Below are 26254 nucleotides of genomic sequence, written 5' to 3' on the forward strand. Positions count from 1 at the left end.
GATCAATCCGCCGCCCCTTCTCTCATTCATTGACCCGCTGATGAGGTTCGTCCAGCCGCCGGATACGCACCTTGTCTATGGCGTGGCCGTTCATTGCCGTCACCTCGAACTCCAGCGCGCCCGCACTCACCCGTTCGCCCACGGCGGGCAGATGGCCGAGCTGCCACAGGATATAGCCGGCGAGCGTCGAATAGCGTTCGGTCGCATCCTCCAGATCGGTTTCCAGCAGGTTGGAGGCCCGCCGGATATCCACCCAGCCGCTGACCAGATAGGAGCCGTCGTCGAGCCGCTCCATAGTGGTTTCGTCGTCGTGCTCATCCGCGAAATCGCCGGCGATGGCTTCGAGGATGTCGGTTGGCGTGGCGATGCCTTCGATGGTGCCGAATTCGTCCACGATCACCGCCATCTGCACCGGCGTCTTGCGGAGCTGCTCCATGACGCGGAGCGCATTGACGCTTTCATGCAGCACAAGCGGCTGTTTCAGTGAGCGATCGAGGTTGATCGCCCCTTCCGCCAGAACATCCCGCATCAGGTCGCGGGTAAGCGCTACGCCCACGAAGTTTTCGATGCTGCCCCGCGCGACCAGATACCGCGAATGCCCTTCGCGCAGGATCTGCTCCTGCAGCGCCGCAACGGGCATGTTCAGATCGAGCCAGTCGATCTCCGTCCGTGGCGTCATGACGGAGGTCGCGGGGCGTTCCGCCAGCGTCAGGACACCCCGGATCATCTCCTGCTCCTCCGCGCCGAACAGGCCCGCCTCGCTCGACTGCTGGGCAATCACCTCGGCGTCGCCCGACAGCTCTCCCGAGGACCGGGACCGCCCGCCGAGCATGCGCAGCACCGCCTCCGCCGCCCTGTCCCGCATGTCGCCGGAGGTCAGCGACCGCTCCCGGTTACGACGGCTGATCTGGTTCAGCGCCTCGACCATCACCGAGAACCCGATGGCAGCATAGAGATATCCCTTCGGCAGGTGGTAGCCGAAGCCCTCCACCACCAGCGAGAACCCGATCATCATCAGGAAGCCGAGGCACAGGATCACCACCGTCGGATGGCGCGAGACGAAGGCCATCAGCGGCTTGGCCATCAGCAGCATCACGCCCACCGCGATGATGACCGCGATCATCATGACGGAGACATGTTGCACCATGCCGACCGCCGTAATCACGCTGTCGAGCGAGAAGATGGCGTCCAGCACGATGATCTGCACGATGACCTGCCAGAACACCGCATGGGCCACGCGCTGTTCCTTGTGCGCCATGTGGCCTTCCAGCCGTTCGTGCAGTTCCATCGTCCCCTTGAACAGCAGAAAGACGCCGCCCACGATCAGGATGATGTCGCGCCAGGAGAAGCTGTACCCCCCCAGTGAAAACACGGGCTGGGTCAGCGTCACGATCCACGCGATGGAGGCCAGCAGCCCCAGCCGCATGACGAGCGCAAGCGTAAGGCCGATGATCCGCGCCTTGTCACGCTGATGCGGCGGCAGCTTGTCGGCCAGAACGGCGATGAAGACGAGGTTGTCGATGCCGAGAACGATTTCCAGAACGACGAGCGTGGCAAGCCCCACCCAAGCCGACGGATCGGACATCCATTCAAAGAACATTAGGAAAATCCTGTTGGAGTGTTCGGTGCAGCATATGCCCCGGCCCGCGTCACGGCAGACGGAACTCCATCGCGGAAACTCGACATGTCAAGACAAGCGGACAGGGGGGCTGGCCCCCTTCGTCGTGGTCCCTCTCCGGGACTGTCGTCCTCCGGGGGAGGAAACGTGTCTGAATGCGAGGGCATTCTTCCGCTCTTTATGCTGCCCGCAAAGCCTAGCGCAGCCATACGTGTCCCGCAACCGGCCTGCAGCGCCCGGGCTGCGGCGAATTGCTACAGCCTCCGCGCCAAGCACTCCGTCATCCTGCCTGAGAGACGGTCGTTTCGCGCGCCCTGCCCCGTCCGCCGGCCGTTGCAAAGCCGCAGGACGGCGGGGCGCAAAAAGTGCGATTTTCCGTCTTGCACCCCCCCGCGCCCTTCGCTAAACACCGCCGCAGTTGGGGCGTCGCCAAGTGGTAAGGCAGCGGTTTTTGGTACCGCCATTCCCAGGTTCGAATCCTGGCGCCCCAGCCATCTACCGGAAAGCATCTGCATCCTTGCGATAACCCGATCCTTTCCGGGCCTGCTTTTGCCAACCTCTAGGCGATGATGGATCATCCGCCACTCCCCCATGCAGGACGGGTGACGGCGAAGGGTTTCAGACCACCTCCACCCTCACCGGACCCTCCGTCACCTCCCCGGCAAGGCTGGCGCGGTCATAGCCCGCGGCGCGGATGCGGGCGAGCGTTGCCTCCGCGGCCTCCGGCGCGACGGCGACCAGCAGCCCCCCCGAGGTCTGCGGATCCGTGAGCAGCTTCAATCGCCAGTCGGGCAAACCTTCGGGCAACACCACGTCCCCGCCATAACTGGCCCAGTTCCGGGTCGAAGCGCCCGTCGCCAGCCCCCCTTCTGCCAGTGCCTCGGCATGGGCAAGGACAGGCAGCGCCCCCATCTCAAGACGCAGACCGAGGCCCGCGCCCTTCGCCATCTCCAGCCCGTGCCCCAGAATGCCGAAGCCGGTGACATCGGTAATCGCATGCACCGCCGGGTCGCGGGACAGCTCTCCCCCGATCCGGTTGAGAAGCGTCGTCGTCGCGATCATCTCCTCGTAGCCGCCGGAAGGCAGAACGCCTTTCTTGATGGCGGCGGAATAGATGCCGACGCCCAACCCCTTGGTGAGGATGAGCTTGTCGCCTGCCTGCGCGGCGCCGTTGCGACGGATATCCTCGGGCGCGGCCAGCCCGATGACGGCAAGGCCGTAGATCGGCTCCGGCGCGTCGATGGAGTGGCCCCCCGCAACCGGAATGCCCGCCTCCGCACAGATCTCCGCGCCCCCGGCCAGAATGGCCCTGACAGTCGGCACGGAAAGCTTGTCGATCGGCATGCCGAGAATGGCGAGCGCCATGATCGGCCGGCCGCCCATGGCATAGATGTCGGAGATCGCATTCGTCGCGGCGATACGCCCGAAATCGCGCGGATCATCCACCATCGGCATGAAGAAATCCGCCGTGGCGATCACACAGGTCCTGTCATCCACCTGCCAGACCGCCGCATCGTCCGAACTTTCGTTCCCCACCAGAAGCTGGGGGAAGGCCTGCGCCAACGGCTGTTCGGCCAGAAGGTCACGCAGGACGGATGGCGCGAGCTTGCAGCCGCAGCCGCCTCCATGCGCCAGCGAGGTGAGCCGGGGTTCGGAAAAGATCTGATCGGACATGGCAGAAGCTCCGTTCTCAACCTGCAAAGTCTCGCACGTGGCCTGCCCGGGGTCGAGGCCTGGTTTGCCTCTGGCCCTCGCCCGCTATATTCCCATGTGGAACACATGAAGGAGGGACGCCATGCGTCTTTTGTCCTGCGCAACCTTGGCCACGGTGATCGTGGGGGGTGCCGCCTTTGCCCAGCAACGCGACGTGACGGGAGAACTCACCTACCGGGAGCGGATCGCCTTGCCGGATGGCGCGGTCGCAAGTCTGGAACTGCGCGATGAGACGGGACGGGTGGTCGCCGCGCGGGATTTCGGAACCGAAGGGCGGCAGGTGCCGATCCCGTTCGACATCAAGGGACCGGCCGATATTCCGCTGGTATTGCGCGGCGCCATCCAGCTCGGGGGAGAGGTGAGGTGGGTGTCGGATGCCACGCCCATCGCCTCGGGAAGCGGCCCGGTGGCCGTACCTCCGCTGAGGATGCATCAGCACATGTCGATGGGTTTCGCCTCCACCTATCGCTGCGGTGACCGGCTGGTGGAGATCGGCTTCGTCAACGACGGAGCGCGCATGCGGATAGGGGCTGACTACTACGATCTTCACGAAGCCAAAACCGCCTCTGGTGCGAAGTATGAGGCAGAGGATGACCCGGGAACCTTTGTCTGGAGCAAGGGACCGGCCGTCACCGTGAGTCTTGGCGGCGGAGCGCTTCCGGAGTGCCAGATCGACATAGACAGCACCGCCAATGCCGATTTCATGGCGCGGGGCAATGAGCCGGGCTGGAGCCTCGCGCTCACCAACGGCAGCTTCACCTTTACCCCGCAGGAGGGCGAAAGCATCTCGGGCCATCTCTCCCCCCCGGAAGTGATGCCTCAGGGCCGCCGCTACACCGGCGGAAGCGACGTGGTTCTGGCAATCGCGGATGCCGTCTGCAGGGATTCCATGACCGGGCTGCCTTTCCCGCGCCAGGTGACAGTTATGGCCGGAGAGCGGGAGTTCAAAGGCTGCGGCGGAGCGCCCGAACAACTCCTCATCGGGCAGGACTGGCAGGTGGAGGATATCGGCGGCGGCGGGATCATCGACAACTCCCAGGTCACGCTGCGCTTCGCTAACGGGCGTGTGTCGGGGCGCGCTGGCTGCAACGGCTACTTCGCGGGCTATGAGCTGACGGGGGAGACGCTGCGCTTCCAGCAGGCGGGCGCGACCATGATGGCCTGTGCCCCGGCCCTGATGGATCAGGAGCGGAAGTTCCTCGACACGCTGGCAACCGTCACGGGGTTCGACTTTTCCGACGACGGGGCGCTGCTGCTGAAGTCAGGGGACGAGACGGTGCTCAAGGCCCGCCACTGAACACGGGGGATTCGTCCTTCACCGCCTCCATCGCGACAAAGGTCGAGGTGGAGGCGACATGCGGGAGAGTGGACAGCTTTTCCCCCAGCACCGCGCGATAGTCGGCGATATCGCCCGTCCGCACCTTCAGCAGATAGTCGAAGGAGGCAGCCATCATGTGGCACTCCTCCACCTCCGGGATCAACTGCACCGCGCGGTTGAACGCCTGCAAGGCCACCTCCCGGGTGTCAGACAGCCGAACCTCGACAAAGGCCACATGTGCGAGGCCCAGTCGGATCGGGTCCAGCACCGCGCGATAGCCCTTGATGTAGCCTGCCTCTTCCAGCCGCTTCACCCGCGCCTGAACCGGGGACTTGGACAGGCCCACCTTGCGCGCCAGTTCCGTCACCGGCAGCCGTCCGTCCACCGACAGGGAGCGCAGGATGGCCCGATCAAACCGGTCCAGATCGTCGCTTTGCATGTCAAACCGCGGCGCTGCTACTTTTCGGTCCATCCGCCTTCTCTTGTGCTGAATGCAGGCAATCCGCCTTCTCAAAGGGGTATATCATGGGTGAATAACGGGAGAAAAGCGGATGCGCGACGCGGCGATGGACCTTCAGACAAAGATCGAAGCCCTGACATTGGCAGAGGAAGGCCCCCTCCTTGCCCGACTGATGGAGGAAGCGCGGTTGTCGTTGGAGGACCGCGCCCGGATCGCCGCCAAAGGAGCGGAACTGGTTCGCCTGATCCGGGAAAGCGCGAAACCCGGGCTGATGGAAGTGTTTCTTGCCGAATACGGCCTGTCCACCGATGAGGGTATCTCGCTCATGTGTCTGGCAGAGGCGCTGCTGCGCGTCCCGGATGCCGAGACAATGGATGCGCTGATAGAGGACAAGATCGCCCCGTCGGACTGGGGCAGGCATCTGGGCAAATCCTCCTCCAGCCTCGTCAATGCCTCCACCTGGGCGCTGATGCTGACCGGGCGGGTGCTGGACGAGCGGGAGCCGGGCGTGGCGGGCCATCTGCGTGCCGCCGTGCGGCGTCTGGGCGAGCCGGTGATCCGGGGCGCCGTTTCCCGCGCGATGAAGGAAATGGGGCGACAATTCGTCCTTGGCGAGACGATCCAGTCGGCCATGAAGCGCGCAGAGGGAATGGAGGCGAAAGGCTTCACCTATTCCTACGACATGCTGGGAGAGGCCGCGCGGACGGAGGCGGACGCCCGCCGCTATCACCTCGACTACTCCCGCGCGATCACGGCAATCGCCGCCGCCGCGAAGGGCAGCGACATCCGCTCCAATCCCGGCATCTCTGTGAAATTCTCCGCCCTGCATCCGCGCTACGAAGTGGCAAAGCGCGCGCGCGTCATGGAGGAGCTGGTGCCCCGCGTGCGGGCGCTCGCCGGTCTCGCCCGTGCGGCGAACCTCGGCTTCAATGTCGATGCGGAGGAAGCGGACAGGCTGACCCTCTCGCTCGAGGTGATCGAGGCGGTGCTGTCGGACCCCGCGCTGAAGGGCTGGGACGGTTTTGGCGTGGTCGTTCAGGCCTATGGCAAGCGCTGCGGGCCAGTGATCGACCGTCTCTACGATCTCGCCACCCGGCTCGACCGCAGGATCATGGTGCGTCTGGTGAAAGGCGCCTACTGGGACAGCGAGATCAAGCGCGCGCAGGTGCTGGGGCTGGACGGGTTCCCCGTATTCACCCGCAAGGCCGCGACCGATGTGAGCTATATCGCCAATGCGCGGAAGCTGCTCGGCATGACGGACCGGATTTATCCGCAGTTCGCAGGCCACAACGCCCATACCGTTGCGGCGATCCTCGACATGGCGACCGACCCCGACGCCTTCGAGTTTCAGCGTCTGCACGGCATGGGAGAGCGCCTCCACGACATCGTGCACGAGCGGGAGGGCACCCGGTGCCGCATCTATGCGCCGGTCGGGGCGCATCGCGACCTGCTGGCCTATCTTGTCCGCCGCCTGCTGGAGAACGGTGCGAACTCCTCCTTCGTGAACCAGATCGTCGATGAGGATGTGCCCGCCGAAACCGTCGCCGCCGACCCGTTCGCCGAGGTGGAGGCGCATCTGGCCGATGCGCATAACCCGGTGATCCGCCGCCCTGCCGAGATATTCGAGCCGAGCCGCGGCAATTCACGGGGCTTCGATCTGACCGACGCGGGCGATCTCTCCCGGATAGAGGCCGCACGCACGCCATTCCTCACCGCCCGGTTCCGTGCTGCGCCGATCCTTGCGCGACCCGTCACGGGCGGCGAGCCTGTCACCGTGATGAACCCCGCCGATCCCGCCGATACCGTCGGCACCGCGGTTTTCGCAACACCCGATCAGGTGGAGGCCGCACTCGAAGCGGCCCGGCCATGGAATGCCCCTGCCGCCGACCGCGCCGCCGTGCTGAAACAGGCCGCCGATCTCTACGAGGCCGATTTCGGCCGCCTCTTCGCCCTGCTCTCGCGAGAGGCTGGAAAGACGCAGGCCGATGCGGTGGCGGAGCTGCGGGAGGCGGCCGACTTCCTGCGCTACTACGCCGAAGGTGCGACCGCCCTTCCCCATCCCGCTCGCGGCACCTTCGCCTGTATCTCTCCGTGGAACTTCCCGCTCGCCATCTTCACCGGTCAGATCGCCGCGGCGCTTGCCGCCGGAAACGCGGTGATCGCGAAGCCGGCAGAGCAGACCCCGCTCATCGCCGCACTTGCCGTGGAGCTTCTGTTGAAGGCGGGCGTTCCCGCAACCGCCCTGCAACTGCTGCCCGGCGACGGCGGCGTGGGCGCCCGGCTTACTTCCGATCCGCGGATAGACGGTGTGGCCTTCACCGGCTCCACGGAGACCGCGCTGGCTATCCGCAAGGCCATGGCGGAGCATCTCTCCCCCGGCGCCCCCCTGATCGCGGAGACCGGCGGCCTGAACGCGATGATCGTGGATTCCACTGCCTTGCCCGAGCAGGCTGTCCGCGACATCGTCGCCTCCGCCTTCCAGTCCGCCGGGCAGCGCTGCTCCGCGCTTCGCTGCCTCTATGTGCAGGAGGATGTGGCGCCCAGTGTCACGCATATGCTCTTCGGCGCGATGGATGAGCTTGCTCTTGGCAACCCGTGGACGCTCACCACCGACATCGGCCCGGTGATCGACGCCGAAGCCGCCTCAGGCATCGCGGCTCATGTCGCACGGGCGCGCAGCGAAGGGCGGCTGCTGAAAGACGTTTCCGCCCCCGGCACCGGCCATTTCATCGCGCCCGCTGTCATTCGCGTCTCCTCCATCACCGATATCGGGCAGGAAATCTTCGGCCCCGTTCTGCACCTTGCCACTTTCCGCGCGGGGGAGATCGACAGGGTCATCGACGCGATCAACGCTACCGGTTACGGGCTGACCTTCGGCTTGCACACCCGGATCGACGACCGGGTACAGGAGGTGGTGGAGCGCATCCACGCAGGCAATATATACGTCAACCGCAACCAGATCGGCGCAGTCGTCGGTTCGCAACCCTTCGGCGGCGAGGGCCTTTCCGGCACCGGCCCGAAGGCGGGCGGGCCAAACTACCTCGCGCGCTTCACGCTTTTCGATGCCCCCAAGGCAGAAAGCACGGACAAGGCGGAAGCTGATCTGGTGTCTCTCCGCGGCGCGCTCGCCCGCTCCTCCGCTGCTGCGGAGCAAACGGTGCTGATGCCCGGCCCCACGGGCGAATCGAACCGACTGGAGCTCCGCCCGCGCGCGCCGATCCTGTGCCTCGGTCCCGGTGATGCGACGCGCGCGGCTCAGAAAGCGGCGGTGGAGCGCCTGGGGGGCAGAGCGGTTGTCGTCAGCGGATGCCTGCCGCCTGAAGAGCTCGCCACGGTGACAGGTGTCTCCGGCGCGCTCTGGTGGGGCGACGCGGCAGCGGGGCGCGCCTATGCCAAGGCGCTCGCCGCGCGCAAGGGGCAGATCCTGCCACTCATCACCGCTGAGCCGGACGCAGGTCACGTGCTGATCGAACGTCATCTCTGCGTGGACACCACCGCCTCGGGGGGCAATGCGGCCCTCCTCGCGGACGTCGGAGAATAAGCTTCGGGAGGGTGTGGAAAAGTTGTCTTTTGCCTCTGGACAGCCCCCGCACCCCCCGCTATACCGCCCCCGTGTTCCGGCGTAGCTCAGCGGTAGAGCAGTTGACTGTTAATCAATTGGTCGTAGGTTCGATCCCTACCGCCGGAGCCAAAAAATCCTAGAAAAGCAAGGGCTTAGCGCTTGCCAGTCTCGTTGTGCAGTGTAGTGCTACGATACACTGTGGCAGGAATGTGCGCATCTCCGGTATCTCTTCGGCTTGCGTCATCCCATGGGCGACGAGGGACCATTGACGATGGCAGATACCGCTTCCCACTGACCGCCCTTTTCCCCGGCAGGACGACCAAGGCCAGGGCCTGGCCGGAGAAACGATAGACCGGTTAGGTCGATCAGGGACGGACCTTGCGTGCGAGGGGGACTCCGCTTCGGAGAGCCGGGACGCGGGCCGGTGATCAGCTACCGCTCAACTGGGTGACCCAGCTCTCGTGATTTGCGGCGAAATGAATCACCCGATGACAGCAACACCACTGCGCAGCGCGGCACCGTCCATTAGACGCAAAATTCGCGTGGATAGCCAGCTGAACGGGTAGAAGGGGTCGGGCTTGACCAAGCCTCATTCGTCATCCGCCCGCAATCTCGCATACGCCACGACAGAACGCGACGCGAGGACCACGCATAGAGGATTTCAATCCTTCTGACGGAGCGGAACGTTCCAGAACCGTTGTCCTGTTGGGGATATTTTGCCTTGGCGATTCGGGCTCGAGCATCGGGAATGGCCGCGGCGCTCGCCGAAATTGCGTTTGGAAAGCCTGTCGGGGGAGCTATCAGGACCAGTAAATTTACGATGGACCGTTCTCTAAATTAGAACGATTAATTAATAGGCATAAAATTGGCTTGAACTCTGAGAAGAAGTTCGAAGGACACAATTAATAAACTGTATTTATTATATTTTATGTTTTGCTTACGCCTTGTTCGTTTCAAGGCGCAATTCGTGCCCAATCTTTAATCGATATCTCAAAAGTCGATTCTTCATTGCGCGATCAGGCCAAAAATCAGCATAGTCAGGGCTGCGAGTAGAAGCAGTCGGGGCACAGTCCTGGACATTGCTCGACGGAACCCTCTGTCGAACGGAAACGCAAATGCTTGCCAACACACTGATAGAAGACGGAAATATTTCAGACATTGCGCAGCACCGCTGCTTTGGATGCTTGACCGGCGGCGACGCGGGAAAGCGAGCCTGCGCAATACGCCAGCTTTTCGCCGAGGGAATTGCGGCTGAGCGGCTCGAAACCCTCGCTGCGTCCTCCAAAACCGCACACTGATCCAGAAAGGTTCCGCCATGCTGCACCAACGGCTCGCCGCCTCTGCCCTGGCCATTGCCGCTTTCTCCGCCCCGGCCGTCGCGGCCGACAAGGTCACCTTCCAGCTCGACTGGCTGCCGGGCGGCGACAAGGCGCCGATCTATGTCTGTATCCACGAAGGCATCTGCGAGGCGGCGGGCCTGGAGGTCACCATTTCCTCCGGGCGCGGCTCCACCGACGCCATCTCGCGGCTCTCCGCCGGCAGTTCGGATATCGGTGTGTCCGATATCGGCGCGCTGATGGCCGCCCGGGCGCAGGAAAAGGTAGGCGTAACCGCCGTTCTCTCGATCTTCAACAAGGGGCCGCACGCTTTCTACGCCGTGAAGGGCACGGGGTTCGACAACGTGGCCGACGTGAAGGGCAAGACCATCGCCACCTCCCCCTTTACCTCCTCCAACGTATTCCTGCCGCTGGTCCTGAAAGACGCGGGCATCGCGGAAAGCGACGTCGAGGTGATCAAGGCCGATCCTGGTGCCTTGGGGCCGATGCTGATGACCGGGCAGGTCGACGGCATCATCGCCTGGATGACCGACCGCACGCGCTATACCAACCAGGGCACGGAGGCCGGCAAGGAAATCGAGGTGATGCCGTGGTCGGCCGCGGGGCTGGATCTCTATTCCGCCGCGCTGATCGCGAATGACGAGTTCCTCGCCAACCGGCCGGATGTCGCCAAGCGCTTCGTCGAAGCCTATCGGAAGTCGATGCAGTTCGCCCATGACAACCCGGAGAAGGCGGCGGATGCGGTCACCTCGATGGTGGCGGAACTCGGCGCCGAGGATGTGCTCGGATCGCTGAAGGACATGCTGCCGCTGGTCTTCAACGAGGTCACCGAGAAGGATGGCCTGGGCAGCTTCGAGCCCGGCCGGCTTGCCGCGACCTGGGCGCGCGTCTCGGCGGCGCAGGGTATCGATCCGTCGGGCTACGACGTGGAGACGACCGTCACCCGCAGCCTCATCCCGGAGATGTGAGCCATGCAGCCGCCCCCAGCCATCCGCTTCTCCCATGCGGGCCAGGTGTTCGAAACCCGCTCCGGCCGGACCGAAGCGCTGCGCGATGTGAGCTTCGAGGTCGCCCGGCACGAGTTCCTCGCCGTGCTTGGCCCCTCGGGCTGCGGCAAGTCCACACTTCTGCGGATGGTCGCGGGGCTGCTGCCGCCGACGCGGGGCCAGGTCGAGGTGTTCGGCCTGCCCGTGACGGGGCCGCGCGAGGACATCGGTATCGTCTTCCAGAAACCCACGCTCCTGCCCTGGGCCACGGTCGAGGACAACGTGACCTTCCCCGTCCGTCACAAGCGCGGCCGGGTCAGCGCGGAGGATCGCGACCGGGCACAAGATCTGCTGCGGATGGTTGGCCTGGAGGGCTTCGGCAAGCGCCTGCCCGACGAGCTTTCGGGCGGGATGCAGCAGCGCGTCGGCATCGCGCGGGCGCTGCACCTCGATCCTGACATCCTGCTGATGGACGAGCCCTTCTCGGCGCTGGACGCGCTGACGCGCGAGGTGATGGGGTTCGACCTGCTCGACATCTTCGCAAAGCGTCCCAAGACGGTGATGTTCATTACCCACTCCGTGAATGAGGCAGCCCTGCTTGCTGACCGCGTGCTGGTGATGACCGGCCGTCCTGGCACCGTGCTGACGGAAATCCCCGTGCCCGCGGGCCGTCCGCGGGGGCCGGAAACCATGAAGGAGCCTGCGATCCATGACCTCGCTTCCCATCTTCGCGACCTCCTCCTCCGGCGCGAGGCCGCCTGAGATGGAGAGTGCAGACGTCCTCCGCCCTTCCGACCGCATGGCCTGGCTGCGGCAGATCGGCCGTCTCCCCGGCCTGGCCACGCTGGCCACGCTGATCGGCACGGTGCTGCTCTGGGAGGCGATGGTGCACTTGTTCACCATCCCGTCCTACCTGCTCCCCGCGCCCTCAACGATCCTGGCCGCCTTTCCCGCCATCGGCGCCGAGCGCTGGATGCAGCATATCTGGTCAACGCTGCGCGTCGCGCTTCTGGGCTTCGGGCTGTCGATCGTCGTGGCGATCCCGCTCGCGGTTGTGATGATGCGCTCGCCCTTCCTGTCCAGAACGCTCTACCCGTTGCTGGTGGTGGTCCAGTCGACACCCGTGGTTGCCATTGCGCCGATCATCATCGTGGCTCTTGGCGCAGGCGATGCGCCGCGCATCGTCATCACCACGCTGATCACTTTCTTCCCGCTGGTGGTCTCCACCGCCACCGGCCTCGCCGCCACCCCGCCGGAGCTGATAGAGCTGTCCCGCTCCCTGCGTGCGCCCGCCTTCCGCGAGATGACGCAGATCCGGCTGCCCTTTGCCGTGCCCTACATCTTCTCGGCGCTGAAGATCTCCATCACGCTGGCCGTCATCGGTGCCGTGGTGGCGGAGTTCTGCGCCTCCAACGCCGGGGTCGGCTATTTCATCCAGTTCTCGACCTCGCTCTTCAAGCTGCCGCAGGCCTGGGCCGGCCTCTTCGTACTGGCGGCGATGTCGCTGATCCTGTTCCAGGCCGTCGTCCTGGCACAGCGGCTCCTGTTCCCCTGGAGCCTTCCCAAGCAACGCTGATCTTTTCCCCCGGAGTAGAAGCAGTCGGGTTCGCCCGGACATTGCTCCTCAATCTCAGGAGACTGCAATGACCCAACAAGATTACGCTCTGGCCGAGCTGAACAAGGAAACCACCATCGGCGGCGAAGGGACCACCGTCGAACGCGCGGTGCCCGTCATCGACCTCTCGGACTTCGAGAACCGCAAGCAGGAGATCGCCGACGCGCTCTGGGCGGCCTCCACCGACATCGGCTTCTTCCAGGTCACCAACCACGGCATCCCGCAGGAGGATATCGACGCGGCCTTCGACAATGCCTGGGACTTCTTCAACCTGCCGACCGAGGTGAAGGCGCAATACCCGATGCCGAAGGGCACCAACGCCGGCTGGGAGTTCAAGGCGCAGGTCCGCCCCTCCACCGGTACGCCGGACAACAAGGAGAGCTATCAGGTCACGCGGCCGCTGATGGAGGGCAAGTGGCCGAGCGAGGAGGAGCTTCCCGGCTTCAAGGAACGCGCGCTCCGCTTCGAGGCGCAGAACTGGCATCTCGGGATGCGCATCCTCTCCTGCTTCGCGCTCAAGATGGGCTTTGAGGAGGATTTCTTCGCCAAGGCGCATGACCCGGCTTCCGACCAGTACCAGTCCACCCTCCGCATGATCCACTACATGTCGATGGAAGACGCCAAGCCGGAAGACTTCGCCGCATGGCGCGCGGGCGCGCATTCCGACTTCGACTGCCTCACCATCCTGCACCAGAAGGAAGGCGAGGGCGGGCTTCAGGTCTGCCCGGGCAAGGACGCGGCCTCCGGCGCCTGGACCGACGTGCCGCCGCGCAAGGGCCACATCACCTGCAACATCGGCGACATGCTGATGCGCTGGTCGGACGATCAGCTGCAGTCGACGCTGCACCGCGTGCGGATGCCGCGGGAGGGCGAATACATGGGCCGCCGCCTTTCGCTGCCCTTCTTCTGCCAGGCGAACCGCGATGCCCTTATGGTCGGCCCGCTCGGCAAATACGAGCCCATGACCGCGGGTGACTATCTGACCATGCGCATCAACGCGAACTTCGCCAAGGTATGAGGCGTTGAGCATGGGCCTTTCGGGTGACATTGTAAGGACGATCGAACCCGGAAGGACCATGCTGCACGGACGCGCCCTGCGCTACATCGACGAAGTTGCCCGGCAGGGGTCCATCCGCCGGGCCGCTAAGGAGTTGAATGTCGCCGCCTCCGCCATCAACCGCCACGTGATCGAGCTGGAGACCGAGCTTGGCGCGCCGATCTTCGAGCGGTTGCCGCGCGGGTTGAAGCTCACTTCGACAGGTGAGCTGCTCGTCGCCCATATCCGTGAGACGCTGCGCGCGCATGACCGGATGCGATCGCAGATCCAGTCCCTGCGGGGTCTGAGCCGGGGCGAGGTTTCTCTTGCCACAATGGCAACGCTGGCGGCCGGGCGACTGGCCGATGTGGTCGCCGCCTTCCGCGAAACGCATCCGCTTGTAAGCGTCAGGATCATGGTCGGCGACCGGGCGGGGGTGACGGAGATGATCACGTCCGGCCGGGCGGAAATCGCGCTGGCCTACAACCTGCCGCAGGACAGCCGGATTCAGCGGGCGGCGGAGTTTCAGCACCGCCTCGGCGCGGTGATCGCGAAGGAGCACCCGCTGGCGTTGAAGAAATCGGTGCGCGTGGCTGATTGCCTTGTCTATCCGCTGGTACTGGCCGACAAGAGTTCCTCGCTGCGGGACCTCGTCGAGAAACTCGCGCCCGCGAATGTCGAGGTGGTGCCCGCGGTCGAAACCAACTCCATGGAGCTGATGAAGCGCCTCGTGCGCCAGTCGCAGCATGTCACCTTTCTGAACCGCGTCGATGTGGATCAGGAGTTGCGCGACGGCGATCTCGCTTTCCTGCCGCTGAGCGGTGCGGCGGGTAGGCAGCGGGTCAGCCTCGTGCACCGCTCCCGCGGTTCCCTCTCGCCTGCGGCGAGCCGCTTCATGCAATTCGTGATGGACCACTTCGGAACCTCGAATGAGGCGAAGCGGCTCCCTGAGGGACAGGAAGATCCATGATACAGGACTTTGGCCGGGCAGGTCCGGCGCAGATGCTCACCGGGCGCGGCGCGCTTCTCCTCTCCCGCGCCCAGGTACCGGTCTCCTTGCTTGCCGACGGCGCGCCTGCCGGGGCACCCTTGGCGCCGGATGGCACGGTGTCAGTCGACATCCGCCTCACCGACGGACTGGTCGCCGCAGTTCAGGCGCCCGGCGCCACGGAGGGTCCGGCCTGCGATCTGGGGGGGCGCCAGGTCTGGCCGATGCTCATCGACATGCACGCGCATCTCGACAAGGCGCACGTCCTCGGCCGCGCACCGGACTCGGGGGGAACTCACGCGGGCGCGCGGGAGGCCACGACCCGCGACCGGCTCGCTCACTGGACGCGCGAAGACCTGATGCGGCGGATGGATTTCGCCCTTGCCTGCGCCGAGGGGTACGGCACGGCCGCCATTCGCACGCATCTGGACAGCCATGAGGGCCAGGCGGAGACGACATGGGGTGCCTTTGACGCAATGCGCGCCCGCTGGGCGGGGCGGGTGGAATTGCAGGGTGTGGCGCTGGTGCCGCTCGATGCCTACGGAACCGGCCATGGCGCGCGGCTCGCGGACCTCGTGGCGGCGAATGGCGGGCTTCTCGGCGGCGTCACACGGGTGAGTGGCGGCACCCATGGCGGTGGCCTTGACGACATCGACGCGCTGCTCGATCGCCTCTTTGCCCTCGCGCGGGAGCGGGATCTGGATGTCGATCTGCATGTCGATGAGGCGGCGGTCGCCTCTGCGTTGCCGCATGTGGCGCGCGCCGTGCTGCGGCACGGTTACGAGGGGCGGGTGACCTGCGGTCATTGCTGCTCGCTCGCGCTCCTGCCAGAGGAGGAGGCTGCCGCGGTAATCGCCCTCCTGGCCGAGGCCGGGGTCGCGCTGGTGACGCTGCCGACGGTAAATATGTATCTTCAGGACCGCACACCTGGGCGCACGCCGCGTTGGCGCGGGGTCACGCCGGTGCAGGAACTGCGCGCGGCGGGTGTGCCGGTGGCTGTCGCCGGGGACAACACCCGCGACCCGTTCCATGCCTATGGCGACGGCGACATGCTCGACACCTGGCGGCAGGCGGTACGTGTGCTGCATCTCGACCACCCCTTCGCCGATGCGCCCGCGCTGGCAGGGGCCGTGCCGGCAGCGATCACCGGCTTCGCCGCTGGGACCATTCGCGTTGGCCGTCCCGCTGATCTGATGATCTTCGAGGCCTGGTCCCTCGACCAGATCATCGCGCGCCCGCAATCGGACAGGCTGCTGGTTCGCCGCGGTGCGCTATCTGCCGCGCGACCACCCTCCTACGCGGCCCTCGCGCCGCATGAAGAACCCGCCCCTGTGGGTTGAAGCAGAGATTGCGGATAATCGCCCGGAGATGACCTGATCGAACCCGGGCACAGACTGGTGCTGCTTCATCCGGGGTCGGAAACCAGCCAAACTCGACGCGAACCGAAGGCTCTGTCCGAACCATGAATGCCCTGCTCTTGGGGGTCTTGTTTCAGCGTGTCTGCGCGCGCCATGATTGCGCCCTGCCGCTAAGAAAACATTGGAACAGCACTCAATTTATTATGTGAGATCTCCCCGCACCCGCCTAAAGAGGCTTTGGCAATCCCTCGCAGAATTATTCGCGAGGGGCATAATCATATCCCGGCAGAACGCGACTGTAGCTGGTGGTCGCAACTCTTCTTCTTTCTTCGGATTGAGAGGGAGAAGACGACCGGCGTTGCACCAGAAATAGTTGGCCTGGGGCGACCGCTCAGACCTGCATCGGCTCTGATGAGCAGCTCGTTCTGCCTGCCGTGCGCGCGCGAGGCGACGGTCGCGACTGGCCTGATAAGGCGCAGCACCTGACCGATCTGGAGGTGCCGCTGCGGCCTTCGGCGCCACTGGTGGCTATCAAGAGAGGACGTTTCGAGTTGCCGATGACGCCGCTGCGCGCCACCGGCCCGCTGGGAGAAAGCGGGAAGAGCGCTTCGATATTTCGCCCGCCGTGTGATTCCAGACGCATTGAAGAGGCAGCCAGACGCCCCGGTCGCTTGCCGGGGCCGCCAGCGTTGCTCTGGACCCCGGCGGGCCAAAGTGCTTTACCCATCGCGACTGAAGGAGCTTGCCATGGCATTCGGAACCAATATCCGCACTTATTTCAACGGCACCTGGCATGACGGCGACATTCCGGTAATGCGCGCCGCCGATCACGGCATGTGGCAGGGATCGAGCGTGTTCGACGGCGCCCGCCTGTTCGAAGGAATCACGCCCGACCTGGACACCCACTGTGCCCGGGTCAACCGCTCCGCCGAAGCGCTGATGATCACGCCGAACGTCGACGCGGGCGAGATGGTGGATATCGTGCTCGACGGGCTGAAGTCCTATGGGCCGAAGGCAGCTGTCTATATCCGCCCGATGTACTGGGCGATCCACGGCAGCGAACTCGGCGTCGCGCCGCTGAAGGGCGAGACCGGCTTCGCCATCAGCCTTGAGGAAGTGGCCATGCCGCCGATCACCTCCTCCACCACGCTGACCACGACCTCCTTCCGCCGCCCGGTGCTGGCCGACAACGTGACCAACGCCAAGGCGGGCTGCCTTTATCCGAACAACGCCCGGATGCTGGTGGAGGCGCAGGCCAAGGGCTTCGGCAATGCGCTGGTGCAGGATGCGCTCGGGAATGTTGCCGAAACCGCAACGGCGAACGTGTTCATGGTGCGGGATGGCGAGCTGTTCACTCCGATCGCCAACGGCACGTTCCTCTCCGGCATCACCCGTGCCCGGCACATCGCCAATGCCCGTGCCGCGGGCATCACGGTGCACGAAACCATCCTGACGCTCGACGATTTCCGCAAGGCGGATGAAGTCTTCCTGTCGGGCAACTTCTCCAAGATCACCCGCGTGTCCGCCTTCGAGGACACGACCTACAAGACCGATACGATGACGCGCCGGATGCGCGACATCTACTGGGACTGGGCCCATTCGACCGCAGCCGCGGCCTGAACCTTCCGGGCGGCGGTTCCGCCGCCGACTCGCCGCGATGCTCTCGGCGGGCATTGCGGTGGCAACGCTCGGAAGCACGATCCTTGTGCTCCGGGACAATCCCTTCGCCGCGCCGTTTGTGGAGCGATCGACGGCGGAGATCGCCCGCGCGGCTGATCGCGCCATGGCGCGCGCCGTAACGGCGGACTGGCTTCTCCCCCGGCTCAGCCAGGCGCTGCGGGCGGGGGACGAGGACGCCGTTTCCTTCTACGCCGCCCTTGCGGTGGACCACCATATCCCCCTGCCCCAGCCGCTTTCGGAAGACCTTGCCGCCTTCCGCGCCGAGCAGTCGGGGAGTTTCGCGTGGATATCCGATTGCGCGGCCTGCGCCTATGACATGACCCGCTGCGCGAGTGTGCAACGGCTCGCGATCTGCGCCCTGCCGGTGGAAATGACCCCGCTGGGCGATCTGAATGCCCTCCGGCGAGGGGGTGCGGCATATCTCTCCGGCCAGTCGCCCGACCGGCTGGAGACGGGCCTCGCCGTCGTGGGGCTGGGGGCGACGGCGGCGGCAGTTGCCACCGGCGGGGGCGGTCTGGTCGTCAAGGCAGGGGCGACGACGCTCCGCCTTGCGCACCGGTTGGGGAGGATCACCCCCGGCCTTTCCCGCGCGCTGACGGAAGGCGCACGCCTGCCGTTGGGCAGCGGCGCGCGTGCTGCCCGTTCCGCAGACGTGACCGCGGATCTACTCCGGCTCGGCGGAAACGCTGGGGTGGTGCCGACGCTGCATCTTCTTCGCCATATCGACAGTGCCGAGGATGCGGCGCGGATCGCGCGCCTGTCCGATGCTGCCGGCCCCCGCACGCGGGGCGTTGTGGAGGTACTGGGCAAATCCCGTGCACTGCGGCTGACGGTCCGTCTGGCAGACAGGGTGCTGGCAGCGATGGCGTTGATCTACGCTCTCGTCCTGCAACTCGCCCTGTGGGTGGCGGGGCGTCTGGGGCGGGCGGCTCTCCGCGCACTGGCTTGACGGTTGCGGCGGACGCCCGGCTTTGACATCATCGAACGGCTCTCAGAAGGGATCTGGAATGCGCAAGTTTCTGGTGGTGCTGGATGACACCAAGGAATGCCTCAACGCCATGCGGTTCGCCACGCTTCGCGCGGCGCATACCGGGGGCGGCGTGCAGGTCATCTCCATCATTCCGCCGGAGGAGTTCCAGCATTGGATGGGTGTGGCCGACATCATGCGGCAGGAAGCGCGCGACCGGATAGAGGCGCATTTCGAGGTTTTCGCCAAATGGATGCGCGACAAGCATGGCGTGGACCCCGAGCTGGTCATTCGTGAGGGCGAGCCGGTGACGGAGATTCTCGCCCAGGTGAAAGCCGACCCGGAGATCGGCATCCTCGTGCTGGGCGCAGGGGCGGAAAGCGCGGATCCCGGCCCCCTCGTTACCCAGATGTCCCGCAGTTCCGGCTCCCTGCCGATCCCGATCACCATCGTTCCGGGCGGCATGTCCAAGGAGCGTCTGGAGGAGGTCGCCTGACCCCTTCGCCACCCGAGGCTTCGCCGCCCGGTGGCATAATCGCCTGATGCTTCGCTGCGCCGTCTGCTGGCTCCCTCCGCGAAGCTTCACCACGGCGGTTTCATCGTCCGCAGGTCGGGGCTTCTTGCGGGCCAGATACCCCGACACGGTCGCTCAGCCACCTTGCGCCTCGGTGCCGTGTTCGCTGTCGCGAAATGGCCCCACATCGCGGCGGCTGTCATGCGTTTCGTCATGGTCGTTGATCCGGCGGGGCCGGCCTTCCTGGCCAGCCAGCGCGATTTGCGCGGCACGGGAAAGGGCCGGAGCTTTCGCCTGTGCCACGGCTTTCCGGACGCCGGGAGCCGAGAGAAGGCGGACGACAGCGAGCACGCCCACAGACGGATGAAAATGGCTTTCGGCAAGCCCTGCGCAGAAGACCTGCCGAACCGTCCCGGCTCCAGCACCTGATTTCCCGGCGCCGCGCGAGCCTTTTCGGCGGCCTGGCCAAACGGCCCGTCTTTTCCGCAACCCGCCCTGCTGTCCAGTGCAGCGCTGGCGCCGGCCGGGCCGGCGCCTCTCGCATCGTCCCTTCAGGCGACTGCGGCTGCCGCCCGCTCCACTTCCTGCTTGCGCAGCAGAAAGCGCTGGATCTTGCCGCTCGGCGTCTTGGGCAGATCGTCCACGAACTCGATCTCCCGCGGGAAGGCATGCGCGGACAGCCGTTTGCGCACATGCTGCTGAAGCTCCTCGGCCAGCGCGCGGCTCGCTTCGAACTTCGGGCTGAGGACGACGAACGCCTTGATGAGCTCCGTTCGCTCCGGGTCGGGCTTGCCCACCACGGCGGCTTCCACCACAGATGGATGCTCGATCAGCGCGCTTTCCACATCGAACGGTCCCACGCGGTAGCCGGAAGTGGTGATAACGTCATCCGCGCGGCCTACGAAGCTGATCGTGCCGTCCTCGTTCAGTTCGACCGTATCGCCCGTCAGGTAGTATTTCCCCTTGAACGCCTTGGTTTCCTGCTGGTGGTAGCCGCCGAACCAGAACATCGGCGAGGCTTCGCGGTCCATCGCCAGAATCCCCGGCTGCCCCGCCCCCAACTCCTCCAGCGTCTCGGGGTTCACCACGACGAGCCGGTGCCCCGGCATCGCGAAACCAGCCGAGCCGAGCCGCACCTCATGCGACAGCCCGTGGAAGTTGCAGAGCACCATGCCGAGTTCGGTCTGCCCGTAGTGGTCATGGATGACGGTCTCCAGCTCGCTCGCACACCAACGGATGACCTCCGGCGTCAGGGGCTCGCCCGCGCTGGAGATGGCGCGGACCTTGCCCCTCAGCGCCGGGCCGACACGATCCCGCGCGGCGAGCAGCATGCGGTAGGCGGTGGGGGAGCCTGCAAGCACATCCACCTCCCGCCGCTCGATCACGCCGATCGTGCTCTCCACCGTGAAACCGCCTTCGTAGAAGGTCGTCGGATGGCCCATGCAGAGCGGGCCGGAGAGAGCGTAGTAAAGACCGTAGGCCCAGCCCGGATCCGCAACGTTCCAGAAGGAATCGCTGTCTTCCAATCCGATCGCCAGCCGCATGTATTGCGTAAAGGGCACCAGCGCCTTGAGCGGCACGAAGAGCGCCTTGGCAAGCCCCGTGGTGCCGGAGGTGAACATCATCAGAAACGGATCGTCGCCCGTTCGCATGACCGGCGCGAAGGTTTCCGGCTGGAGCGCCATCTCGGCCCAGAAGCTGTAGTCGCCCCGACGGATACCCTCTCCCCTGGGGCCGCCGACGGTCACCACGGGGGGCAATCCCTCGACCCCCTCCAGCTTGTGGCGGTTGGTCGGGTCCGTCACGATCACCTTTGCCTCGGAAGTGGCAAGCCGATGCTCGATCGCCTTCGAGCCGAAGGCGGTGAACAGCGGCACATAGACCGCACCGGCCCGCCACGTTCCAAGCAGAACGACGAGAAGCTCCGGCGTACGCGGCAGGAGACAGGCGACCATATCGCCCGGCTGCACCCCCAAGGACTTGAGAAAGCCAGCGAAGCGCGCCGCCTGCTTGCGAAGCTCGGCAAATGTGTGGGTTGATGACCCACCATCCCTGCCCTCATAGAACAAGGCAATCCGTCCCGGCAGCGCGTGCCGGTCGCAACATTCCACGCAGGCATTCATCGCTTCCAACGAGCCGGAAAGCGTCTCCCGCACCAGCGCGTCATAGTCAAAGGCGGCGGTTGCCTCCTGATGGGTCTGCATGAATTTCCTCCCTCTCGGCCGCGATTTGGAAGCGGCCCTCCCGCGGAAACTCTAAAAGCGCCGGAAAGCGACTGCAAGCGGAGGCAAATTAACTTGATTTGCGCGGTTTGCCCGCCAGATGACTCAGTGTCTTCCGCTTGCAACGAGGTTGATTATGACACTCTCACCCGAAGCTGACGACCGCGACGCCATTCGCAAAAGCTGGGGATGGTTTCTTGCCCTCGGTATTTTGTTGCTTGTTTTCGGTTTTATCGCGGCCGGTAATCTGTTCCTCGCCACTATAGCCTCGACCTATCTCGTCGGCATCCTGATGATCATTGCGGCCTTCGCCGAGATCATCCACGCCTTTTCCGTTCCCGGATGGGGCAGCAAGATATTCGCCGTCATCGCCGCCGCCCTCTATGGCTTTGCGGGATACTTCGCCTTTTCCCAACCGCTTGCTGCCACGGCGACACTGACGCTCGCGCTCGGTGCCCTGCTGCTGGCGACGGGTGTCATCCGGGCCTTCATGGCCTTTAGGGATCGGGATGTCATCGGCTGGGGATGGCTGCTCTTCGGCGGCATCGTGACAGCCATCGCAGGACTTCTCATTCTATCGGGATGGCCGGGCAACAGCGTCTGGGTGCTGGGCCTTGTCCTCGCGGTAGACATGATCGCCACGGGTATCGGCTATATCATGATCTCTCTCGGCCTGAAGGACGTGTAATCCTGATCACCGGCGACGGGCGAGGAAGAAATCCTTGAGGAGCCGCTCTGCCTCGCCCTCACCGATACCGTCGTAGACTTCCGGTATGTGATGACTTTGCGGATGGGAGAAAACACGGGGGCCATGTGCCACGCCGCCGGATTTCGGATCGGAGGCGCCGTAATAAACCCGGGCTATCCGCGCCTGCGAAATAGCCGAGGCACACATGGGACACGGCTCCAGCGTCACATACAGGTCATGTCCCGGCAGCCGCTCGGACCCGAGCGCCGCACAGGCGGAGCGGATCACGAGTATCTCGGCATGGGCCGTGGGATCGGCAAGTTCCCGCGTCCTGTTGCCGGCGCGCGCAACGATCTGCCCTGCCGGATCGACCAACACCGCACCCACAGGAACCTCGCCGCGGAGGGCAGCAGCTTCTGCTTCGGCGAGCGCTATATCCATATGGCTGCGGAACGGAGACATGCGCCTAGGTGAAACCTTTCACGCGGCGGTGCAAGCCCGCTTCCGCTGAAGCGGCTTTGGATGTATGGCGACGCGATGACACAGGAACAAAAGACGGGCGAGCGCATCGCCAAGGTTCTGGCGCGGGCGGGGATCGCCTCCCGCCGGGACGCAGAGCGGCTGATCGCCGCGGGAGCCGTAACGGTGAACGGGCGGGTCATTGACTCGCCCGCGCTCGACGTCACGCCGAAGGATCGGATCGCGGTTGAGGGTCGCCCCCTTCCCGCAGCCGAGCCGCCGCGGCTGTGGCTCTATTACAAACCCATCGGGCTGGTCACCACCGAGCGCGATGAAAAGGGCCGCGAGACGGTTTTCGAGAACCTGCCGGAGGAGCTGCCGCGCGTGCTCTCCGTCGGGCGTCTCGACCTCAACTCCGAGGGTCTGCTGCTGCTCACCAACGATGGCGAGATCAAGCGGCGGCTGGAACTGCCTTCCACCGGCTGGCTGCGGCGTTACCGCGTCCGGGTCAACGGCCGACCGGAAGACAGCGTGCTCGACCCGCTTCGCAAGGGGATTGAGATCGAGGGTGAGCGGTTTCAGCCGATGCAGGTCGTGCTCGACCGTCAGCAGGGAGCAAACGCCTGGCTGACCGTCGGGCTGCGGGAAGGCAAGAACCGCGAAGTCCGCCGGGCGATGGAGGCGGTTGGTCTTGCCGTGAACCGGCTCATCCGGGTGAGCTATGGGCCCTTCAAGCTCGAGGATCTCGAACCGGGCGAGGTGCGGGAGGTCCGCTCCCGCGTTCTTCGCGATCAGCTCGGCCTCAAGCCAGAGCCGGAGCAGACAGTCGCCATCACGCGCCGGCTTGGCACGAAGGCGGAGAAGGACAGCCCTTCCGGCAAGCCGCGCAAGCTTTCCGCCGGGCCGCGGGACATGACCGGCGCGACTGACCCCTCGCGCTCGCTCCGCGTGACGAAGCCCATGCCGCTCCGCACGGAAAGCGTTCGGCCCCCGCGTGGCGAAGGCGTCAAGCCGCGGGAGCGCAGCACGGGCGACGCCTCGCCCCGCCCCCTCCGCAGTGATGCGCCGAAACCGGCCCGTTCGGGCTGGGGCGAGGACAAGCCGCGCAAGCCCCGCGCCAATGCCTCCGCAGATCGCGGCTTCGCGTCCGATACACCGCGCAAGCCAAGGTCCGAGGGCTTCAGGAGCCATGGCGGTGGAGAGGGCAAGCCCCGCTCCGAAGGTTTCCGCAGCCATCGCGAGGCATCGCGCGAGGATCGCGGGGCCTCCCGCGATTTCCCGCGTGAGGAGGGCAGGCCGCGCCGCGAAGGCGGTGACAGACCGCGCCCGCAGGGTGACGACCGCAAACCCCGGAGCGGCGGCTTCCGCAACGACGATGCCAAAGGCTCGGGTGAACGCGGCGGAAAATTCGGTGCGAAGCCCCGTGCGGAAGGCTTCCGTAGCCACGCGCAGAATGAGGAGCGGCCACGGTCTGCAGGCGAGCGGAGCGGCAAGCCTCGCTTCGAGGGCCGCCGCGAAGAGTCCGACAGGCCCCGCAGCGGCGGCTTCAAACCGGCTGGCAAGAGCTTTGCCTCCCGTGGCGCCGCCGGTGAGGAGCGCAGCGAGCGTGCGCCGCGGTCCGGCTTCGGCAAGGCGCCCTCCTCCCGCGCTGGGTCCGAGGGCGAACGCGGGCAGCGCTCGGGGTTCGGCAAGGGCAGTTCGGAACGATCCGGCAGCCGTAGCTTTGGCAAGGGTGCCGGCGAACGTTCCGGCGGCGGCGGCTTCGGCGGAAGTCGGAGCGACGGCGGGCGGAGCGGCGACGGCGAACGGGGCTTCGGCAAGGGCCGGGCCGCTTCCGGTGAAAACCGCTTCGACAAGGGCCCTCGCCCCGCACGCGGCGGCCCGGATCGCGCAGGTGATCGCCCGGGCGGGGATCGCCGTGGCGCGGACCGGGGGGAGCGCGGCGGGCCGGACCGCAGTGGTCCCGGAAACCGTCCGCGCGGGCCGAAAGGCCCCCGCCGGGGCGAATAGACTGCACATAGGCTTGGGGACGGAGGGCCTGCGGGCCCCGTTTCGCCCCAGCCTCGGTCCCCCGCTATATGGCCCAAGTGAATCACGCCAATGGGCCGAAGGGAGAAGCCCCCTGACATCTCCTGCGGCGGGGGCGCTCCGGCATGATGATCGAGGGAAGGGCCAGGGAAGGGCCAGGCGAGGGAAAGTCACGAATGCCTTATTTCTTTACTCGCGACGAGCTGGTGGACGCTGCAGCACTTGTGCATCGTCAGCTTTTTCCGACGCCGCAGATCAGCTGGCCGCTTCTGTCGCAGGCGATCGGGGCTGATGTTCTGGTCAAGCACGAAAACCACCTGCCAACCGGCGCCTTCAAGGTTCGGGGCGGCATCACTTACGTGGACTGGCTGCGCCGCACTCAGCCCACGGTACCGGGCCTTTGCACGGCGACGCGCGGAAATCACGGCCAGAGTCAGGCCCGCGCCGCGACAGCGGCTGGTTTGCGGGCCCTGATCTATGTCCCCCACGGCAATTCGCAGGAGAAGAATGCCGCGATGCGGGCCTATGGCGCGGAGGTCGTCGAATTCGGACGGGATTTCGATGAAGCCCGGGAGGAAGCCTATCGCGTGGCCGCACGCGACGGGTTGGCGATCGTGCCGCCCTTTCACAGGGAGCTGGTGCGTGGCGTGGCCACCGCGGGGCTGGAACTGCTCACCGCCTGCCCTGACCTGCACACGGTCTATGTGCCCATCGGAGCAGGATCGGGCATCGCCGGAATGATCGCGGCGCGCGACGCACTCGGCCTCGCCACACGGATCGTGGGTGTGGTCGCGGCGGGCGCACCTGCGGTGAAACTGTCTCTGGTCGCCGGCGAGCCGGTGGCGACGAACCGGGCGGAGACGATCGCGGACGGACTTGCGGTGCGCGTTCCCGTCCCGGAGGCGCTGGCCGTCATCGCGGAAGGCGCGGAGCGGGTCGTTTCAGTGACGGATGAAGAAATTGCCCAGGCGATGCGGCTTTACTTCCGCACGATCCATTCTGTCGCCGAAGGGGCCGGCGCTGCGGCTCTCGCCGCTTTGCTTGCGGAGCGGGAGCGGATGGCAGGGCATCGCGTAGGCGTGGTGCTGTCAGGCGGAAATGTCGATAGCGACCGTTTCGCAACGATTCTGTCGGGCGGCCTTCCCCCACCCTGAGACGGGTTGAATTTGTCGCCGGAATCCATAGGTGTGACAGGTTCACGACGGAATGACCCCATGATCCGCTATACGCTGAAATGCGACCGGGACCATGCCTTTGAAAGCTGGTTCCAGTCCGCGGGAGCCTTTGATGCGCTGGAGAAGGCCGGGCAACTCGCCTGCCCAAGCTGCGGGTCTTCCACTGTGAGCAAGGCGTTGATGGCCCCTGCCGTGAAGCCTGCGGAGCAGGAGGTTCGCCCGCTCACCCAGCAGACCGAGCAGGAAAAACTTCTGGCGGACGTCCGGCGGCATCTGGAGGAGAACTCCGAATACGTCGGCATGAACTTTGCGAGCGAGGCACGCGCCATCCATGAAGGTGACGCGCCCGATCGCGCCATCTATGGTGAGGCACGGGCGGACGAGGCCCGGAAACTGATCGAAGATGGCGTTCCTGTGGCCCCCCTGCCCTTTCTGCCAACGCGTAAAGCCAACTGAGGCCAGTCTGCACCTGACGGGATAACCTGCGGGCGCGGAGACCAGCGACCAGCCAGAAATCACATTCGGGTCTC

General features: G+C 65.6%; 20 protein-coding genes, 2 tRNA genes and 1 pseudogene. 18 read left to right on the top strand and 5 right to left on the bottom strand.

Features of this window, described 5'->3' with window-relative positions:
- Positions 1-22 precede the first annotated feature (22 nt).
- Positions 23-1600, bottom strand: coding sequence for a TerC family protein (locus tag CN97_RS16400; protein WP_035713696.1), 1578 nt, complete (start codon positions 1598-1600; stop codon positions 23-25).
- A gap of 437 nt (positions 1601-2037) precedes the next feature.
- Between CN97_RS16400 and CN97_RS16405 the strand changes: the two genes are divergently transcribed.
- Positions 2038-2112: transfer RNA gene (locus tag CN97_RS16405), tRNA-Gln, on the top strand.
- A gap of 124 nt (positions 2113-2236) precedes the next feature.
- Here the strand turns inward: CN97_RS16405 and selD are convergent.
- Positions 2237-3292, bottom strand: coding sequence for a selenide, water dikinase SelD (gene selD / locus CN97_RS16410; RefSeq protein ID WP_035713699.1), 1056 nt, complete (start codon positions 3290-3292; stop codon positions 2237-2239).
- 121 nt (positions 3293-3413) lie between these two features.
- Here selD and CN97_RS19980 point away from each other — a divergent pair, with 121 nt between their 5' ends.
- Positions 3414-4628 (top strand): META domain-containing protein, encoded by a 1215-nt coding sequence (locus CN97_RS19980; RefSeq protein WP_051911336.1) that lies wholly within the window; start codon positions 3414-3416, stop codon positions 4626-4628.
- Here CN97_RS19980 and CN97_RS16420 read toward each other — a convergent pair.
- On the bottom strand, positions 4612-5121 hold the full coding sequence (locus CN97_RS16420; protein WP_051911337.1) for an Lrp/AsnC family transcriptional regulator: 510 nt from the start codon (positions 5119-5121) through the stop codon (positions 4612-4614). The genes CN97_RS19980 and CN97_RS16420 overlap by 17 nt on opposite strands.
- A gap of 79 nt (positions 5122-5200) precedes the next feature.
- On the opposite strand from CN97_RS16420, the gene putA reads away from it, so the two are divergent.
- The 12 genes from putA (at position 5201) to CN97_RS20785 (ending at position 19581) form a co-directional block, all read left to right on the top strand.
- Entirely contained in the window at positions 5201-8650 is a 3450-nt protein-coding gene (gene putA / locus CN97_RS16425; RefSeq protein WP_035713702.1) for a bifunctional proline dehydrogenase/L-glutamate gamma-semialdehyde dehydrogenase PutA, read from the top strand.
- Positions 8651-8725: 75 nt separating this feature from the next.
- Positions 8726-8800, top strand: a tRNA-Asn gene (locus tag CN97_RS16430).
- A gap of 1186 nt (positions 8801-9986) precedes the next feature.
- Positions 9987-10976, top strand: coding sequence for an ABC transporter substrate-binding protein (locus CN97_RS16440; RefSeq protein ID WP_035713706.1), 990 nt, complete (start codon positions 9987-9989; stop codon positions 10974-10976).
- A 3-nt stretch (positions 10977-10979) separates the two neighbouring features.
- A complete protein-coding gene (locus tag CN97_RS16445) occupies positions 10980-11756 on the top strand; it encodes an ABC transporter ATP-binding protein (protein WP_035713709.1) in 777 nt (258 codons plus the stop codon).
- Entirely contained in the window at positions 11704-12570 is an 867-nt protein-coding gene (locus CN97_RS16450) for an ABC transporter permease (protein ID WP_084684225.1), read from the top strand. The genes CN97_RS16445 and CN97_RS16450 overlap by 53 nt, the downstream gene beginning before the upstream one ends.
- A 67-nt stretch (positions 12571-12637) precedes the next feature.
- Complete coding sequence (locus CN97_RS16455) at positions 12638-13627, top strand: isopenicillin N synthase family dioxygenase (protein ID WP_035713711.1); 990 nt, start codon at positions 12638-12640, stop codon at positions 13625-13627.
- A gap of 58 nt (positions 13628-13685) precedes the next feature.
- A complete protein-coding gene (locus tag CN97_RS16460; RefSeq protein ID WP_084684226.1) occupies positions 13686-14615 on the top strand; it encodes a LysR family transcriptional regulator in 930 nt (309 codons plus the stop codon).
- A complete protein-coding gene (locus CN97_RS16465) occupies positions 14612-15973 on the top strand; it encodes a cytosine deaminase (protein ID WP_207391656.1) in 1362 nt (453 codons plus the stop codon). The genes CN97_RS16460 and CN97_RS16465 overlap by 4 nt, the downstream gene beginning before the upstream one ends.
- 765 nt (positions 15974-16738) lie before the next feature.
- Positions 16739-17611, top strand: coding sequence for a branched-chain amino acid aminotransferase (locus CN97_RS16470; protein ID WP_035713714.1), 873 nt, complete (start codon positions 16739-16741; stop codon positions 17609-17611).
- A gap of 58 nt (positions 17612-17669) precedes the next feature.
- Positions 17670-18620: a hypothetical protein gene (locus CN97_RS16475; protein ID WP_131389424.1), complete on the top strand. Its 951-nt coding sequence runs from the start codon at positions 17670-17672 to the stop codon at positions 18618-18620.
- 58 nt (positions 18621-18678) lie between these two features.
- Positions 18679-19134, top strand: a complete 456-nt coding sequence (locus CN97_RS16480) for a universal stress protein (protein ID WP_035713720.1) — start codon at positions 18679-18681, stop codon at positions 19132-19134.
- 219 nt (positions 19135-19353) lie between these two features.
- On the top strand, positions 19354-19581 hold the full coding sequence (locus tag CN97_RS20785) for a hypothetical protein (RefSeq protein ID WP_088217482.1): 228 nt from the start codon (positions 19354-19356) through the stop codon (positions 19579-19581).
- Positions 19582-19703: 122 nt separating this feature from the next.
- On the opposite strand, the gene CN97_RS16490 is transcribed toward CN97_RS20785, so the two are convergent.
- Positions 19704-21356, bottom strand: a complete 1653-nt coding sequence (locus CN97_RS16490; protein WP_035713724.1) for an AMP-binding protein — start codon at positions 21354-21356, stop codon at positions 19704-19706.
- Positions 21357-21510: 154 nt separating this feature from the next.
- On the opposite strand from CN97_RS16490, the gene CN97_RS16495 reads away from it, so the two are divergent.
- Complete coding sequence (locus tag CN97_RS16495) at positions 21511-22062, top strand: HdeD family acid-resistance protein (RefSeq protein ID WP_035713726.1); 552 nt, start codon at positions 21511-21513, stop codon at positions 22060-22062.
- A gap of 6 nt (positions 22063-22068) precedes the next feature.
- Here CN97_RS16495 and CN97_RS16500 read toward each other — a convergent pair whose 3' ends face one another.
- Positions 22069-22524, bottom strand: coding sequence for a nucleoside deaminase (locus CN97_RS16500; RefSeq protein ID WP_035713729.1), 456 nt, complete (start codon positions 22522-22524; stop codon positions 22069-22071).
- Between the two features lie 75 nt (positions 22525-22599).
- On the opposite strand from CN97_RS16500, the pseudogene CN97_RS21550 reads away from it, so the two are divergent.
- From CN97_RS21550 to CN97_RS16515, 3 genes and pseudogenes are all read left to right on the top strand, one after another.
- Positions 22600-23332: pseudogene (locus CN97_RS21550) on the top strand (pseudouridine synthase); the annotation flags it as partial.
- A gap of 1393 nt (positions 23333-24725) precedes the next feature.
- Positions 24726-25703, top strand: a complete 978-nt coding sequence (locus CN97_RS16510; RefSeq protein ID WP_035713731.1) for a threonine dehydratase — start codon at positions 24726-24728, stop codon at positions 25701-25703.
- Positions 25704-25763: 60 nt separating this feature from the next.
- Complete coding sequence (locus tag CN97_RS16515) at positions 25764-26180, top strand: DUF1178 family protein (protein ID WP_035713733.1); 417 nt, start codon at positions 25764-25766, stop codon at positions 26178-26180.
- Positions 26181-26254 lie beyond the last annotated feature (74 nt).

It is taken from the genome of Haematobacter massiliensis, from assembly GCF_000740795.1.
Lineage (GTDB): Bacteria > Pseudomonadota > Alphaproteobacteria > Rhodobacterales > Rhodobacteraceae > Haematobacter > Haematobacter massiliensis.